Genomic DNA, 17,949 nt, shown 5'->3' with positions numbered 1-17,949 from the left:
AATAACCAAATAAAATAACTAGCATACTCACTAGTTATTTTATGGAACATGTTTTATAACATTTCTATAGGTGCTTTATCTAATACCAATTTTTTTATTCCCATATTATCAAAAGCTATTGAAATCAAGGTGTCACCATTTGAACTTGATATTGACACAATGGTACCTATTCCAAATTTATCATGTTTAACTTTTCTCCCTACCGCCGCTTCACTTTTCATACTTTGCTGCTGCAAATTACTACCTTGCGCCGTAACTGATAGGTAATCCTGCGTCGCAGCATTACTCTCTTCACCATTTGAACTCATGAGACCATGAGGATTATACTTTTGTGGAGCCTTAGTTTTATTTCTTCTTAAGACCTGCACAGTCCTATTTTTATTTCCACCAATAATTTCTTTTAACCCTTCTGGGATTTCACTTATAAAATCAGAAGGTGCATATCCAACGGTTCTTCCAAATACCATTCTACTCTCTGCTGATGTTATATAAAGCTTCTCTTCTGCTCTTGTTATAGCCACATAGCATAAACGCCTTGATTCTTCCATTTCTTTAGGATCATTTAAGGAAGACATACCCGGGAATAAGCCGTTTTCCATACCAACCATGAATACCACTGGAAATTCTAGTCCTTTTGCACTATGTACCGTCATCATTGCTGCAGTATCTACAATCTCTTCAGGATTTTCAGTATTCTCTGCAGATGAACCTAAACTAACTCCTTCGAGGAATGCTAAAAGTGATTTATCTTCTGAAGTTCTTTCAAATTCTACAGCATCTGATACTAATTCCTTTATATTTTCTACCCTACTCTCATCCTCTGGTTCCTTAGATGTTTCTAATTGCTTTAGGTATCCTGTATCACTCAAAATAGACTTAATTAACTCCGCTACAGTGATCTCATCCTTTTTAGCCATAAAGTTATTCATAAGACTAACAAACTTATTTATAGATGATGTATTTCTAGTAGTTAGCGACGGTATGTACTCCACATCTAGAATTGCACTATACAAACATTGGTCTATCTCAGTTGCAAACTCTTGAATTTTTTGAATAGTTGCATCACCTATATTTCTTTTAGGAACATTTATAATTCTTTTTAATGCAATATCGTCAAGAGGATTATTCATAAGCTTTAAATAGGCCATTATGTCCTTTATTTCTTTTCTATCATAAAACTTTAATCCTCCTACTATTTTATAGGGAATTAAAGATTTCCTAAAACTTTCCTCAAAAATACGAGATTGAGAATTCATCCTATATAAAATTGCAAAATCCTTAAAGCTCTTATTTTCTTCCTTCATAATTTCCTTAATCTGACTTGCTACAAAATTTGCCTCATCTCTATCTGAAAATGCTCTATACAAATTAATTTTGTCTCCACTGTCTTTTTCAGTTCTCAGTGCCTTATCTTTTCTCTGTGAATTATTTCTTATGACTTCATTAGCTGCCGTAAGTATATTTCCATAAGATCTATAATTTTGCTCAAGCTTAACCACTTTTGCACTTGGATAATCACTTTCAAAATCTAAGATATTAGTGACATCAGCGCCTCTCCATGCATAGATGCATTGGTCATCATCCCCAACTACGCATATATTTTCCCTCTCATCTACTAAAAGTTTTACAAGCATATACTGTGCCTTATTTGTATCTTGATACTCATCTACCATAATATATCTAAACTTTTTATGATAAAAATCTAAAACATCCTTATTATTTTTAAGTAATTCTACAGCTTTAAAAATCAAATCATCAAAATCTAGTGCATTATTGCCTTTTAATTTCTTTTGATAAAGAACATATATATCAGCAATTTTATTCATTCTAAAATCACTTTCATTTTCTTTTTTGTATTCTTTAGCAGAAATAAGTTCGTTTTTAGCATTTGATATTTTATTTAAAATTTCTGAATCAGTTAGGTCTTTTTCATTTATTTGGAGTTCCTTCATACACTGTTTAATCAAACTTTTTTGATCATAACTATCATAAATAGTAAAGTTCTTGTTATATCCTAGTTTATCTATTTCCCTACGAAGAATCCTAACACAACTAGAATGGAATGTAGAAATCCACATATTATCTGCTATATTACCTACAAGCGCACGCACTCTATCCTTCATTTCACCAGCTGCTTTATTCGTAAAAGTTATTGCGAGTATTTGCGAAGGATATATATTTAAATCTTGAATCATATGGGCAATTCTATAAGTTAAAACTCTAGTTTTTCCAGAGCCCGCACCCGCCAATATTAGTAGCGGCCCATCCACTGTTATTGCAGCCTCACATTGCTCTTTGTTTAACAAACTTTCTAAATCCATAAAAACACTCCTTATATATTATATTAATACTAGATTCATCTAGCATTACTTATATTTCACTCAACACGCAAATAAACAAATAACAATTTAATGTACTATTTGTTTATTTGCAACAAACATACCTATAATTATATCATAATGTGTGTAAACTTAAACAACTTTAGAAATAGAGACGGTTAATTTATGTTTACTCCTCTAACCTTAGTTATGTTGAGTAAATATATGTCAACCGTCCCTTTTTGTCCCAAGCTGTAGGCAAATAAATATACTTATTTCTTTAATTTCAAACGTTCTAATATAAGTTTATATCCATCACTACCATAGTTTAACGATCTATTTATTCTACTTATTGTGGCAGTACTTGCCCCTGTAGTACTAGCTATATCCAAATATGTCCTTTTTTCTGCTAACATTTTTGCTACCTGAAGTCTTTGCTCAAATGCTTGGATTTCATTTATAGTGCATATATCCTCAAAAAATCTATAGCACTCTTCCTTATTTTGCAGGCTTAAAATACCATCAAAAAGAAAATCCATATCTTCACTTTCTAATTTAGAACTATATTCACTCATCATCCTTCACCTCTAATAATCATTGATTACTTTAAACAATTTTAACATTTATATTACATTTATACTATTAAAATTTTAAAAATTCCAAAAATTACATGTCCTACAAGTATCTTTGCTTTATTCAAGTAATTTTATAATTTCCTATGAAATAAAAAAATGCAGTTTATTAAAAATAATTTAAATAAACTGCTGCAAGACCAAAATATTTATTTGAATGTGCCTAACTGTGAGTTAGATAATTATATTATTTAACTATATTTAACATAACTGTAGTTAATATAAAGCACACTGCTGAAACTGTTGTGATTCGTGCTAAAACTGATTCCGCAGTTTTTGTTTTATTTTTCGCAAAAAAAGTATCAGAACTCCCTGCTATAAGACCACTTAATCCATTTGATTTACTAGGTTGCATCATAACTGACACAATTATAGCTATTGAAGTTATAACCTGTAAAACTACTAGAAAATTATGCATGTGAACACCCCCCCATTCATGGAATATATTATTATTTTATCATACTCTAGGTTAGCTTGCAATGGATTCTAATACTCCCACGCTTAAAGGTATGTGTTTTTCTTACAATCTGTAAATATCCACACAAAGGACACTAAAATATAAGAGTATAGCCTATGTAGACTATACTCTTATCTAAAATTAATTATTATCTATTAATGTTATAGAATGCTTTTAATCCTCTATATTCAGCCATTCCTTCTAATTCTTCCTCTATTCTTAATAGCTGATTATATTTAGCAACTCTTTCGGTTCTTGCTGGTGCGCCAGTTTTAATTTGTCCTGCATTCACAGCTACAACTAGGTCTGCTATGCTCGTATCTTCTGTTTCTCCTGATCTATGAGAAACTACTGCAGTAAATCCTGCTCTTTCAGCCATTTCTATAGCATTTAATGTTTCAGTTAGTGTTCCTATTTGATTTAATTTTATAAGAATTGAATTTGCTGTTTTTCTTTCAATTCCCATTTTTAATCTATCAGTGTTAGTTACAAATAAGTCGTCTCCAACTAATTGAATTCTATCTCCTATTTTATCAGTTAAGTATTTCCAACCTTCCCAATCTTCTTCAGCCATTCCATCTTCTATAGAAATAATTGGATATTTGTTAACTAATTCTACATAGTAGTCAGCCATTTGCTCTGGAGTTAATATTCTTCCTTCTGAAGATAAGTTGTATGTTCCATCTTCAAAGAATTCAGAAGCAGCTGGGTCAAGAGCTATATAGATATCTTTTCCTGGAACATATCCAGCTTTTTCTATAGCTTCAATTATAATCTTTATAGCTTCTTCATTTGATGATAAGTCTGGAGCAAATCCACCTTCATCACCAACACCAGTAGCCAGACCCTTACTTTTCAATAATGCTTTTAATGCATGGTAAACTTCTGCGCTCATTCTTAGAGCTTCACTGAAAGAAGTCGCTCCAACTGGCATAATCATAAACTCTTGTAAATCTACATTATTGTCAGCATGACTTCCACCATTTATAATATTCATCATTGGAACTGGTAAAACTTTAGCGTTTACTCCGCCAATATATTGGTATAATCCAAGGCCTAGTGATTCAGCTGCAGCTCTTGCACAAGCCAAGGATACTCCAAGTGTTGCATTAGCACCTAGTTTGCTCTTATTGTCTGTTCCATCAAGAGCTATCATTGCTTTATCTATAGCTATTTGATCGTATACGTTCATTCCAATTAGTTCTTCAGCTATTAATTCATTTACATTATCAACAGCCTTTAAAACTCCTTTTCCGTTATATATATTCTTGTCTCCATCTCTGAGTTCCACTGCTTCAAACATACCTGTAGAAGCACCTGATGGCACTGCTGCTCTTGCTACTGTTCCATCTTCTAGAGTTACTTCAACCTCAACAGTTGGAAATGCTCTTGAATCTAAAATTTGTCTTGCGTAAACATCAATAATTTCAATAAAGTTTTTCATATATTATTACCTCCAATATTTTTTTCTATTTTATTATCTCCTAAGTTAAATTAAGATAATCCTATAATTTAAAGAAACTTAAATTCACCTTAGATAATATAGTAATTTCATTTAGTTTTCTATTAATTAAATAATCACCTTCAGTGATTTAATCTTAAAGTGTGATTAAAGATTTTCCTGTCATTTCCTTAGGTACATCTAGTCCCATAACCGAAAGCATAGTAGGAGCAATATCTGCCAATATTCCGCTTTCTTTTAGCTCCATGCGTTGGTTTGAAACACAAGTAAATGGAACTAAATTTGTAGTATGTGCTGTCATAGGCTTTCCTGAAGAAAAGTCAATCATTTGCTCAGAATTCCCATGGTCTGCAGTTATAAATATGCTACCATCTTTTTCTAAAACATTTTCAACAATTTTCCCAAGACATATATCTACTGCTTCTATAGCTTTTTTAGCAGCTTCAAAATCTCCTGTATGCCCTACCATATCTGGATTGGCAAAGTTAAGTATAATCATGTCATACTTATCTGTATCTAACCTTTTTAGTAATTCCTCAGTAACCTCATATGCACTCATTTCTGGTTTTAAATCATAAGTAGCTACTTTAGGTGATGGAATTAATGCTCTATCTTCATTGGCATTTGGAGCCTCAACCCCTCCATTAAAGAAGAATGTAATATGAGCATATTTTTCAGTTTCAGCTATTCTTAACTGTTTTTTGCCCATTTTACTAACATATTCTCCCAGTGTGTTAGTGAAACTTTCTGGTGTGTATGCCACATCAACATGTTCTAGTGACATATCATATTGAGTAGTACATACATAGTTCAAATTTAGTGTTTCTCTTTCAAATCCAAGGAATACTTTGTCATTTATCGCTCTAGTAATTTCGCGAGCCCTGTCTGGTCTAAAATTAAAGAATATAACACTATCATTATTCTTTATAGCGGATACTGGTTTATTATTCTCCATTATAACCGTTGGAAGAACAAATTCATCTGTCTTATTATCATGGAAAGCACGTTTAACTGCTTCTGTTGCTGAGGTATTCTCTTCACCTTTAGATAAAACCATAGCATCATATGCAAGTTTAACTCTTTCCCATCTCTGATCTCTATCCATAGCATAATATCTACCACTTACAGTAGCAATTTTTCCGATACCTATTTCATTCATATATTCTTCCAGGTCTGCTATGTATTCCAGCGCTGACCCTGGTTGTACATCCCTACCATCTAAGAAAGCATGCACGTAAACCTTTTTCGCACCTTTATCCGCAGCAAGCTTTAATAGTGCTTTTAAATGATTAATATGGGAGTGAACTCCTCCATCAGACAATAATCCTAAAAGGTGTACGGTCGAATTTGCCTTAATAGCTTTATCTATAGCACTATTAAAAGCAGGATTTTTAAAGAAGTCTCCTTCCTTAATTTCTTTTGTTATTCTTGTAAGTTCTTGGTATACAATTCTACCAGAACCTATATTTAGATGACCTACTTCAGAGTTTCCCATTTGACCCTCTGGTAGTCCTACCTCTAGGCCACTTGCATTCAATTTTGTACTTGGATATTTCTTTAATATTGCATCATAGTTTGGTTTATTTGCAGAGTATACTGCATTTCCATCTAAGTGATCTGATAATCCAAATCCATCTAAAATCATTAGCATTACTGGTTTCTTTGGCATTTTTGTTCCTCCCACCCGATCTGTTTCTTATATATATATATATATCTGTTTATTTATATTTTAATAGTTTACTATTCCTTAATAGTTTACTATCCCTGCAAAGTCTTCTGCTTTAAGACTAGCTCCTCCAATTAATCCACCATCTATATCTGATTTACCCATTTGCTCACTTATAGTTGATGGTTTAACTGAACCGCCATATTGAATTCTAAGTTTATCCGAAACATCAGATCCAAACATAGCTCCTACAGTCTTTCTTATAAATCCAATTGTCTCATTAGCTTCATCCGCAGTTGCAGTTTTTCCTGTGCCTATAGCCCATATTGGTTCATAAGCTATAACTAATTTTTCCACTTGCTCTCTTGTAAGTCCTGCTAAATCTAATTTTATTTGATTATCTAAGACTTTTTCTGTAATATCTGATTCTCTTTGTGCAAGAGTTTCTCCCATGCAAAGTATAGGTGAAATTTTATGATTATAAGCAGCTTTAAGCTTTTTGTTTACAGATTCATCTGTTTCATTGAAATATTGTCTTCTTTCACTATGTCCAATTATTACATAATCAACGCCCATATCTTTTAACATCCCTGGTGAAACTTCACCTGTAAAAGCACCATTTTCTTCGTAATGCATGTTTTGAGCTCCTACTTTTATATTTGATCCCTTAGCTGCTTTTATTACTGCATCTAAACATAAAAATGTAGGACAAACTACAACTTCACATTGTGCATTTTTAACTAAAGGCTTTATTTCCTCGATTAAGCTTACAGCTTCACCTACAGTTTTATTCATTTTCCAATTACCTGCAATTATACCTTTTCTCATAAAAAACCCTCCTAATTGTTGGTTTGTGATATATGTGAACTATTAATTGTCATCTCTCTCATTTATCTTTAAAAAGAACTTTTAAGGGGGACAACAATTAATATTTATTTATGACTTTAGAATAACAAAATTTCATTTAATTATTTGTTAGTAAGTGCTTCAATTCCTGGTAACAATTTACCCTCTAAAAATTCAAGAGATGCTCCACCACCTGTAGATATGTGAGTCATTTTATCCCCGAATCCTAATTGGTTAACTGCCGCTGCACTATCTCCACCACCTATTACAGTAGTTCCGTCAACTTTTGACATGCCTTCTGCTACTGCTATAGTTCCCTTTGCAAAATTTGCAAATTCAAATACTCCCATTGGTCCATTCCATATAATAGTTTTAGCTATACTTATAGCACCTTTGTAAATTTCACAAGTCTTAGGTCCAATATCAAGTCCCATATATCCAACTGGAATATTTTGATTATCAGTAACTATAGGCTCTGCCTCAGCTGAAAATTTATCTGCAACAATATGATCCACTGGTAATAAGAATTTAACACCTTTAGCCTCCGCTCTTTGCATCATATCTTTAGCATATTCTACCTTGTCTTCTTCAACAAGTGAGCTTCCTATAGAATAACCACCAGCTTTTAAGAATGTGTAAGCCATTCCTCCACCAATTATTAAAGTGTCTACTTTTTCAAGCAAATTAGCAATAACATCTATTTTATCTGAAACCTTAGCTCCACCTAAAATTGCTACAAAAGGTCTAACTGGAGTTTCTACTGCTTCTCCTAAGAATTTCAATTCCTTTTGGATTAAGTATCCACACACCGAAGTTTCAATAAACTGCGTTACGCCAACTGTAGAGCAATGCGCTCTATGAGCTGTTCCAAATGCATCATTTACAAATATATCTGCAAGAGATGCGAGCTCCTTTGAAAAATTCTCACTATTTTTAGTTTCTTCTTTTCTATATCTTGTATTTTCTAGTAATAAGACATCTCCGTCTTTCATTTTTGATACTTCAGATTTTACATTATTACTAACTACATTTGGGTCTGCTGCAAAAACTATTTCTTTTCCTAACATTTCACTTAATCTCTTAGCAACTGGTGCTAGTGAAAGTTCAGGTTTTGCTTCTCCATTTGGTTTTCCAAGGTGTGAACATAAAATAACCTTTGCTCCATTTTTAACCAGATAATTTATTGTAGGCATAGCACCCACTAATCTATTTACATCTGTAATTGCTCCCTCACTTAATGGTACATTGAAATCGCATCTTACCAATACCTTTTTACCTTTAACCTGGATATCTTCTATAGTTTTTTTATTAAATTTCATACACATTCTCCTCTCATTATTGTTTATTATGCAAAATATTTTTATCTTAAAATAATTGTACTAAAATCAATTATTGTTAGTGATAATTTTTACATGATGTAATTATTAAAAAGGCCTGGTTTTATAGTTTAACTATAAAACCAACCCTTAATATTTTACTTACTGTTTGCTTACAGTTAGATTACAGTTTGCTTACAGTTTTATAGTAAAATTAATTTTTATAGTCTGTCTGCAACATATTTAGTTAAATCTGCGAGTCTATTTGAATAACCCCATTCATTATCATACCAAGCTACAACTTTAACCATGTTATCTCCAATAACCATAGTTGATGGTGCATCAACTATAGAAGATCTTTCGTCTCCTCTAAAATCAATTGAAACTAATGGTTCTTCGCAGAATCCAAGAATTCCTTTCATTGAAGTTTCAGAAGCACTCTTAAATGCTGCATTTACTTGTTCTGCAGTAACATTTTTTGAAAGTTCACAAACTAAATCTGTACATGAAACTGTTGGAGTTGGAACTCTTAATGAGAATCCGTTTAATTTTCCTTTTAATTGTGGTAAAACCAGTGCTACAGCTTTTGCAGCTCCAGTTGTAGTTGGAATCATTGATTCACAAGCAGCTCTTGCACGTCTCATATCATTATGTGGAGCATCTAATAATCTTTGATCTCCAGTATATGAATGAATTGTAGTCATAAGACCCTTAACTATTCCAAATTCTTGATCTAAAACTTTAGCAAATGGTGCTAAACAGTTTGTAGTACATGATGCATTTGAAATTATGTTATGTTTTGCTGCATCATATTTTTCTTCGTTAACTCCTAGTACTATTGTTATATCTTCATTTTTTGCTGGTGCAGATATAAGAACTTTTTTAACACTTCCACCTAAATGAGCATTTGCTTTAGTAGCATCTGTAAAGAATCCTGTAGATTCTATTATTATTTCTGCTCCAAGTGAATTCCAATCTATGTTTTTTGGATCTCTTTCTGCGAATATTTTAATTTCTTTTCCATTAACAACTATTGAACTTTCTTTAGCTTCTACAGTTCCGTTAAATTTTCCGTAAAGTGAATCATATTTTAAAAGATGTCCTAATGTAGCAGCGTCTGTTAAATCATTGATTCCTACTACCTGTAATTCTGTAGCATAGTTTGCCACTAGTGCTTTAAATACATTTCTTCCTATTCTTCCAAATCCATTAATTCCTACTTTTATCATTTGACAAAACCTCCTAAATTTTTAAAAATAATTATATGTAAATATATAATTTTTCCTTTTACAAAATCATTATATAGTTTACTCTGTTTTCTCGATAATATTTATAATTTCTTTTGCAGCTGCTTCATCAATTATTAAAACCGTGCTTGAACTACTGATTTCAGTGGCTATGATGGCTCTAGCTTTATTTTTTCCAGCTGCTACTGCAATTAGAGTTTTAATATTTTTAACATCTTCATTTTTCACCCCAATAGTAGGTGTAGAATGAACTATTTCCCCTAATTCATTGTAATAATGGCCAAAAGTCTCTCCTACAGCACCTAATTCTTCTAGGCCCTTTATATCCTCTTCCGATAGGCCTCTTTTCCTAGCCATGTCTGTAGCGATACCTATACCATATATAAGCACTTCAGCACTTCGGATTTTTCGGATTATACTTTTTATTTCTTTTTCATTTAATATGGTTTCTAAAGCTGCATTACTCAAATTATCAGGTGCATGAAGTAATTCATAATTGCCACCAATTTTATCTGCAAGCCTTGCCACTAATGTATTAGCTTGAATTTCTACATTTCTTGCCATACCACCTCTAGCTGGAAGCACTAAAATATTATTATATTTATTATTTTTAGTAAAACCCTCTACGACTTGTTTAACTGTTGATCCACCTGTTAATGCAATTATACTGTTATCTTTAATAATATCCATAGCATAAATGGCTGCTGCTTTTCCAAGTTCTTTAAGCACGCTTTTATCAATGTCTACATCTCCAGGAACAACTATAACTTGATTAATATTCAAATGTTTTTCAATAAAGTTCTCAATTTCGGACAATCCTTTAATTTCATGAATAAACTCTTTTAACTTACTTATAATTTCTTCTCCATCAGTTGTTATAAACATACCCGATGCATTAACCTCAATTAAATTCTGAGATTTCAAAAAGTTTATTTCATTTCTTACAATTCTCTCACTTATATTCATGTCATTCGCCAAAATTCTTCGTCCTATAGGCCCATCATAATATATCACTCTTAATATATCATACCTCTTTTGGAGAAGTTCTATGAGTTCTGGCACTACCTTTTGTTGTAATTTTAATATATTATGCACTTGAACACCTCTCTGGACTTTTTAAGTCCCAGCATATATTTTTTGTTCCCACTTACATTATAAATGAAATACTAACTTTTTTAAATTAGTATTTGAAAAAAACTTGTTAACAATGTGTTAACAAGAGGATTATAAGTAATATTTTGCTTAAAATCTTTTACGTTTACTAGAACTCTTAATTTGGAGTTCTTCTCTATATTTTGCTACAGTTCTTCTTGAAATATTCATCCCTTCTATATTTAATCGATTACAAATAATTTGGTCTGATAGTGGTTTCTTTTGCTCTTCGTTATCCACCATTTCCTTAATAGCGCTCTTAATATTAATTGTAGATATATCCTCTCCACCTATAACTGATGCAATTCCATTAGTAAATAAATCTTTTATTTTAATGACTTTACCACTATTCACTGAAACATATTTTTCTCTAATTGCACGACTTATAGTGGATTCATGCATTTCTAAATTGTTAGCAATTTTTTTAAGTGTCATGGGTTTTAAGTATTCAGAGCCATTATCGAAATATTCCTTTTGAACTGCCAAAATCTCTTCCAAAACCCTATACACAGTGTTTTTCCTTTGTTCAATACTTTTTATAAGAAACATTGCACTATTGAGTTTTTCTTTTACATATTCTACTGCTTCTACGTCTTTTCCATTTTTAATAATTTCCTTATACATGGAATTTATATTAAGTTTTGGTAGCATATCTTCGTTCATAGAAATAAAATATTGATCATTAATTTTATTAATGTAGGCATCTGGTACAATATACTTAACTGTCTCACCAGTATAAAATCCTCTTGAAGGCTTAGGCTCTAAAGTTTTTATTATGTCTACATATTTTTGAACATGAGGAATTGTAATTTTTAGTTCTTTAGCTATAACATTATATTTATTTTCTGCCAACAATTCCAAATAATCTTGGATGATTTTATAGATATTTTCATCATTATTGCCCAGGTTATATAATTGAATTTTTAAGCATTCTTTTAAATCCCTAGCTCCTATTCCCTCTGGATCTAGGGATTGTAGAATTTTAAGTGCATTTCCAGCTATTTCATCTGATATTGTAAGTTCCTTGCATATGTCAGATAATTTTACAGATAAATATCCTTTAGTGTCTAGGTTTTCCACCATGTATTTGCATATTTCCAGAGTTTCAGGTTCTTCAGTTAATTCACCTATTTGCTCCATAAGATAATCTTTAAGAGATTTTTCCTGAGCAATATAATAGAAAGGAGAAACTTCTTCATTTTCAGCCTTTGCACTATAATTTTTTATTTTATAATCATCTTTTTCAAGGTATTTAATTATTTCTTTATAATCTTTTGCTTGTTTATAATCATTTGTTTCATTGTTATTACTTTTAGGGTTTTGTAAATCTCTTTCCTCAAGTACCGGATTTTCTTGCATCTCTTTATTTACATATTGACCCAGCTCGTATGCAGACATTTGAAGAAGTTTAACAGACATCTGCATTTCTTGAGTCATTATTAATTTTTGTTCTTGCACTAAATTCAAACCAAAATTAATATTCATAATATCTATCACCTCATCTAAGTCACATTACAAATATTATAACATAGCACAGGATATAAATATAGATTATGTCTTGGGCCTCCAAAGATATTATGTATTTTAAAAAAATGACATATGTCCTTTTTAAAAAATTATAATCTGTTTATACTTACAATATAGATTTATGGTTGTGGGCATATTAAGATGGAAACTAAAAAAGCATGCTAAATGTTTAGCATACTTTTTTGTAAAAAACCCATTAGCAAAAGCTGAGTTTATTTATTTTTAAAATATTACCTTGATGCTTTATCATAGGGCTTACCACTAGCCAAGGGTCCTGTTGTTTTTCCAACAAATCCTGCAAGTGCAAGCATAGTAAGTACATATGGAATAACCTCGTATACTTCTGAAGGTAAATTCCAACTAAGTCCCTGAGCAAAAATATTAAATGCAAGACCAAAGGCAAATAGTAAACTAGCACCAAGCGCTCCAAAAGGCTTCCAATTACCGAAAATAACAGCGGCTAAGGCAATAAATCCACGTCCTCCTACCATTCCTTCTCTGTAAAGTGGGGTTATGCCAAGTGATAATGCCGCTCCACCAAGACCCGCAAGCATTCCGGATAAAATAACACATGAATATCTTATTTTATAAACATTTATCCCTAGTGTATCAGCAGCCTTTGGGTGCTCTCCTACAGCTCTAATTCTTAGTCCTAAAGGTGTTTTATATAGAACATAGTGTGACACAAACACTAAAATAATTGCTAATAGAACAAACCAATTTAGCTCAGATATGAGTTTACCTATAAATGGTATATTTTTAATGACCTCTGGTATGTCATAAGAAAGCCCCTTTACTATATCTGTCTGACCACCTTTACCCCCAAATAACTTAAATATTAAAAAACTGGCAAGGGCAGTGGCAAAAAGATTTATAGCTGTACCTGAAATTACTTGATCTGCACGCAAATGTATACTAAGCACTGCATGTATCAAACCCAAAACGCCACCAGCTATAACACCGAAAAGTACTCCTAATAAAGGGCTTCCAGTTACATAACTTCCAAATACCGCAAAGAAAGCACCTATTACCATCATACCTTCTAGACCTATATTAACCACACCTGATTTTTCAGAAAATATACCACCAAGTGCTGCAAAAATCAGAGGCGTTGCTATTCTTAGAGTTTGCGCGAGCAAATTGATTAAAATAACACTACTCATTTGTAATGGCCTCCTTCTTTTTCTTTTCCGAGAAGTATTTAACAATATAATCTGTAGCTACAAATATAATAATTATAGCTTGGATTAAATAAACTATGTCTTTTGGTATTCCATTTAATTGAAGCGTTCTAGCACTACTATTTAAAGTTCCAAATAATAGAGCTGAGGCTATACATCCAACAGGATTACTCTTGGCAAGTAGTGCAACAGCTATACCATCAAACCCGAAAGATGGAAGTGCCATAAAGTCTTTTACATTATGAAGAACTCCTGCAACCTGCGTTGCCCCACCAACACCTGCTATTGCACCAGAAAGTATCATAGCCAGGATAGTATTTTTTGCTACATTAATTCCACCATATTCTGCTGCATGTGGATTTATACCAACTGCCCTTATTTCATAGCCAACAGTTGTTTTCCATAATAACCAAAATATAAAGATAGCCACTGCTATGGCAAGGAATATACTAATGTTAGCTCCACTACCGGACACAAATCTATGAAGCTCTGCGCTGCTCTGTATAGAAGGAGTACTTGATTTACCTGGCACTCCAAAATGAGTTCTTTTTATAATGAAATTAGCAAAAGACATAGCTATATAATTCATCATAATTGTATTAATTACTTCATGAGTACCTACTTTAGCCTTTAAGTATCCTGGAATTGCTCCCCATAATCCTCCGGCTACAAAGCCTGAAAGAATAATTAAAACTATATGAATTACAGGATTGAGTCCCGGTATTGTTCCAACTATTGCCGCTGCTAGCATTCCAAGTATAAATTGACCAGCAACACCTATATTAAATAGGCCACATTTAAATGCTACGGCATTTGCAACTCCTGTAAATATTAATGGAGTAACCTCTGACAAAGTAACAAATGCTACTCTTTCATTACCAAACCCACCTTTATATATAAGTCGAAATAAATCGCCTAGAGCTGAAAAATACTGTAATATAGAATATCCTTTTGCCCACATTACAAAGAACACAGCAACAAATATGGAAATAACTATAGCAAGGAAAGGAAACGCAAGTGCTTTAAGAGCATTCTTTGCTATATCAACAAATTTACTATCCTTATTTTTAACTTTATTCATTTTCTTTAACTCCTTCCAATGTTTCAGAAAGTGTGCCACCAGCCATAAGTATGCCAAGTTTTTTCTCTGTGGCATCACATCTATCCAGTATATCTACTATTTTGCCATCATACATTACCGCTATTCTATCTGATAATGCTAGTATTTCATCAAGTTCTAAGGATACTAGTAAAACAGCCTTACCCTTATCACGTTCCAAAACGAGTCTCTTGTGAATATATTCTATTGCCCCAACATCAAGACCTCTTGTAGGTTGTGCTGCTATTAATAGTTCTGGATCTTTTGAGATTTCTCTAGCTGCTATGAGTTTTTGTTGATTACCACCTGATAGTGACTCAGCGTTTACATCTGCATTTGGAGTTCTTACATCAAATTCGCGAATAAGCTCATCACAGTGTTTTCTAATTTCACCGTAATTCATAACTACGCCTTTACTAAAGGGAGCATTCTTATGGATTCCAAGCACCGAGTTTTCAAATAGAGAGTAAGTTAATATAAGTCCTCTTTTTTGTCTATCCTCTGGTATATGTCCAACACCTGCTGACATAACATCTCTTGGTGACATGCCATATATACTTTTACCGTTTAAAGTAACACTTCCACTCTTAGGCTTTCTAAGTCCAGTTAGGACCTCTAAAAATTCAGATTGGCCATTACCATCAACACCAGCTATACCAAGAATTTCCCCACCATGTATTGTTAATTTTAAATTATCTACAGCAGGCAATCCTCTTTGATCGTTAGCACAAAGATTTTCAATTTTTAATATCTCTCCTTTAATTACAGCAGGCTTCTTGTCCACAGTTAAGTTAACTTTTCTGCCTACCATAAGTTCTGCTAATTCGTCTATACTTGTTTCTTTAGTTTTTACTGTGCCAGTTATCTTACCTCGCCTAATTATAGTAACTCTATCACTCATTTTCATAACTTCTTTTAATTTATGAGTTATAAGTATTACAGATTTTCCTTCTTTTTCAAGATTTCTAATTATAATTCCTAGTTCCTCAATTTCTTGAGGTGTTAAGACTGCGGTAGGCTCATCTAGTATTAGTGTTTCAGCACCTCTGTATAGTGCCTTTAATATCTCTACCCTTTGTTGTTGCCCTACGGAAATATCTTCTATAACAGAGTTTGGATTTATTGCAAATCCATATTTTTCTGAAATTTCTTTGACATCATGAATTGCTTTGTTCATATCAATTTTTATACCTTTTTTAGGTTCAATACCTAAAATTATATTTTGTGTTACAGTGAAATTATGTACAAGCATAAAGTGTTGATGAACCATTCCTATGCCCAGTTTTATAGCATCGTTTGGAGTATTTATATTCACTAGGTTACCGCTTACATAAACCTCGCCTTTTTCTTGTTTATATAAACCGTAAAGAATATTCATAAGAGTTGTTTTTCCTGCACCATTTTCACCAAGAAGAACATGTGTTTCGCCTTTTAATAGTTCGAAATCTACATTATCATTGGCAATGGTTCCCGGAAAAACCTTGGTTATGCCTTTCATTTCAATTACCTTTTCCATTTACTTCCCTCCTTAAAAAGATTAATTATCACCTTTAGCTATGCCATCACCTTCGTGGCTGGGATATTAAAGTCTTATGAATTCTGTGGAAATAACATCTCACCCTGTAGATGTGGAGAATTCCCTTTTGGAACACCTCTAAAACTAATATTATTTTTATAAAGAGCTAGATGTAATACATCTAGCTCTTTATTGTATTCTTAAAATCAACAAATATTAATTTATTTAAAATCCATTGCCCCTTTTCTATCTGTTGGAACAATTATATCTCCTTTTATAACTTTATCTTGAGATGTTTTAACTAAAGCTAAAATATCTGCTGGTACGTTTTTGCTAGATGTTTCAGCTATTCCTACGCCTTCTTCTTTTAATCCAAGATTAATAGTTGTACCACCTTTAAATGCATTTTTAACTTGAGCTTTTGACTCATTGTAAGTTGCAGTATCAACTCTTTTCATCATACTTGAAAGTATAACGTCAGCATATTCTGGAACTGTTATAGATTGATCTTCATCAACACCGATTGCCCAAACTGCTTTTCCAGCATCTTTTAATTCTTTAGTTGCTTTAAATAAACCAATACCAACTCCGCCTGCTGCATGATAAACTACGTCGCAACCACCTTGATATAATGATTTAGCTATTTCATAGCCTTTATTTGTATCCTCGAAACTATCTGCATATTTTACAGTTGTTCCTGCATTCTTACCATCTGTGCTTATTAAACCCTTAGCAGCTTCTGGATTAACTGATTTAACACCAGCTGCAAAACCAACTTCAAATCTGTTTATTAATTCACCATCTTTTCCACCAATAAATCCAATTTTATTAGTTTTTGTCATTTTACCAGCAATGACTCCCATTAAGAATGAACCTTCTTGCTCTTTAAAAACAATAGATGTTACATTCGGCAATTTAACAATTGAGTCTATAATTGCAAAGTTTTTGTCAGTATGAGCTTTAGCAACCTCTGTCATTGCATCTGCCATTTGATATCCAACAGCAAATGTTAAATTTGAACCCTCTTCAATTAATGCTTCTAAATTTGCTGAGTAGTCTTCTTTCTTTTTAGCTTCAATAGCCTTATAGTTGAAACCGTCTTCACCTTTAGCCTTATTAACCCCTTTATGTGCTGATTGATTAAATGATTTGTCATTTAATCCACCCTCATCTGTAGTAAGTCCTATCATCGTAGTTGATTTTGCTGCATCTGCTTTCGGTGCATCAGCTTTTGGTGTTTCTACCTTCTTAGTTCCACAACCCACAAATAATGTTGCAACTACAGCCACTGCTGTAAGTACCGCAACTACCTTTTTCTTGTTCATAATAATTCCCTCCCCATAAGTAATTGATTAATTAATCAAACAATTTTATTGCTTAGAATGTTAGTATTCTATAAAAATTAAAAAAATCCTTTAAATTTAAAAAATTTTTTTAAATTTCTATACATGTTAACGGTTACTTAATTGTCAAATAACAATTCAATATATAATATATGCTGAATTGTTTTATCTAGACTATGAATTAAAT

Annotated in this window: 14 protein-coding genes; all 14 read right to left on the bottom strand. The window is 32.4% G+C overall.

All coding sequences use genetic code 11. The annotated features are described in order from the left end of the window. Positions 1-53: 53 nt before the first annotated feature. The 14 genes from pcrA to ACREV6_RS18910 all read right to left on the bottom strand — a co-directional run bounded on the left by pcrA (position 54) and on the right by ACREV6_RS18910 (position 17,744). Positions 54-2,321: a DNA helicase PcrA gene (pcrA, locus tag ACREV6_RS18975; protein ID WP_431579609.1), complete on the bottom strand. Its 2,268-nt coding sequence runs from the start codon at positions 2,319-2,321 to the stop codon at positions 54-56. Between the two features lie 269 nt (positions 2,322-2,590). Beyond that, entirely contained in the window at positions 2,591-2,893 is a 303-nt protein-coding gene (locus ACREV6_RS18970) for a YerC/YecD family TrpR-related protein (RefSeq protein WP_124999700.1), read from the bottom strand. 244 nt (positions 2,894-3,137) lie between these two features. Beyond that, positions 3,138-3,368 (bottom strand): preprotein translocase subunit SecG, encoded by a 231-nt coding sequence (gene secG, locus ACREV6_RS18965; protein ID WP_431579608.1) that lies wholly within the window; start codon positions 3,366-3,368, stop codon positions 3,138-3,140. 187 nt (positions 3,369-3,555) lie between these two features. After that, a complete protein-coding gene (eno, locus tag ACREV6_RS18960) occupies positions 3,556-4,851 on the bottom strand; it encodes a phosphopyruvate hydratase (protein ID WP_431579607.1) in 1,296 nt (431 codons plus the stop codon). 154 nt (positions 4,852-5,005) lie between these two features. Further along, positions 5,006-6,538 (bottom strand): 2,3-bisphosphoglycerate-independent phosphoglycerate mutase, encoded by a 1,533-nt coding sequence (gpmI, locus tag ACREV6_RS18955; protein ID WP_431579606.1) that lies wholly within the window; start codon positions 6,536-6,538, stop codon positions 5,006-5,008. A 78-nt stretch (positions 6,539-6,616) separates the two neighbouring features. Further along, on the bottom strand, positions 6,617-7,363 hold the full coding sequence (tpiA, locus tag ACREV6_RS18950; protein ID WP_431579605.1) for a triose-phosphate isomerase: 747 nt from the start codon (positions 7,361-7,363) through the stop codon (positions 6,617-6,619). Between the two features lie 140 nt (positions 7,364-7,503). Next, positions 7,504-8,700 (bottom strand): phosphoglycerate kinase, encoded by a 1,197-nt coding sequence (locus ACREV6_RS18945; protein WP_431579604.1) that lies wholly within the window; start codon positions 8,698-8,700, stop codon positions 7,504-7,506. A 218-nt stretch (positions 8,701-8,918) separates the two neighbouring features. Continuing rightward, on the bottom strand, positions 8,919-9,926 hold the full coding sequence (gap, locus tag ACREV6_RS18940; protein ID WP_431579603.1) for a type I glyceraldehyde-3-phosphate dehydrogenase: 1,008 nt from the start codon (positions 9,924-9,926) through the stop codon (positions 8,919-8,921). A 78-nt stretch (positions 9,927-10,004) separates the two neighbouring features. Continuing rightward, the gene (locus ACREV6_RS18935; protein WP_431579602.1) at positions 10,005-11,039 is read right to left on the bottom strand and encodes a sugar-binding transcriptional regulator; all 1,035 of its coding nucleotides are present in this window, start codon (positions 11,037-11,039) and stop codon (positions 10,005-10,007) included. Positions 11,040-11,186: 147 nt separating this feature from the next. Next, entirely contained in the window at positions 11,187-12,575 is a 1,389-nt protein-coding gene (gene rpoN, locus ACREV6_RS18930) for an RNA polymerase factor sigma-54 (RefSeq protein WP_431579620.1), read from the bottom strand. A gap of 278 nt (positions 12,576-12,853) precedes the next feature. Continuing rightward, entirely contained in the window at positions 12,854-13,786 is a 933-nt protein-coding gene (locus ACREV6_RS18925; protein WP_431579601.1) for an ABC transporter permease, read from the bottom strand. Continuing rightward, on the bottom strand, positions 13,779-14,885 hold the full coding sequence (locus ACREV6_RS18920; RefSeq protein ID WP_431579600.1) for an ABC transporter permease: 1,107 nt from the start codon (positions 14,883-14,885) through the stop codon (positions 13,779-13,781). The genes ACREV6_RS18925 and ACREV6_RS18920 overlap by 8 nt, the downstream gene beginning before the upstream one ends. After that, the gene (locus ACREV6_RS18915; protein ID WP_431579599.1) at positions 14,878-16,419 is read right to left on the bottom strand and encodes an ABC transporter ATP-binding protein; all 1,542 of its coding nucleotides are present in this window, start codon (positions 16,417-16,419) and stop codon (positions 14,878-14,880) included. The genes ACREV6_RS18920 and ACREV6_RS18915 overlap by 8 nt, the downstream gene beginning before the upstream one ends. A gap of 221 nt (positions 16,420-16,640) precedes the next feature. Further along, positions 16,641-17,744: a BMP family lipoprotein gene (locus ACREV6_RS18910; protein ID WP_431579598.1), complete on the bottom strand. Its 1,104-nt coding sequence runs from the start codon at positions 17,742-17,744 to the stop codon at positions 16,641-16,643. Positions 17,745-17,949 lie beyond the last annotated feature (205 nt).

This window comes from Clostridium sp. (genome assembly GCF_050717515.1).
Classification (GTDB): domain Bacteria; phylum Bacillota; class Clostridia; order Clostridiales; family Clostridiaceae; genus Clostridium_AD.
The sequence above is the reverse complement of the archived record's forward strand: the minus strand, read 5'-3'. Positions and strand labels throughout refer to the sequence as shown.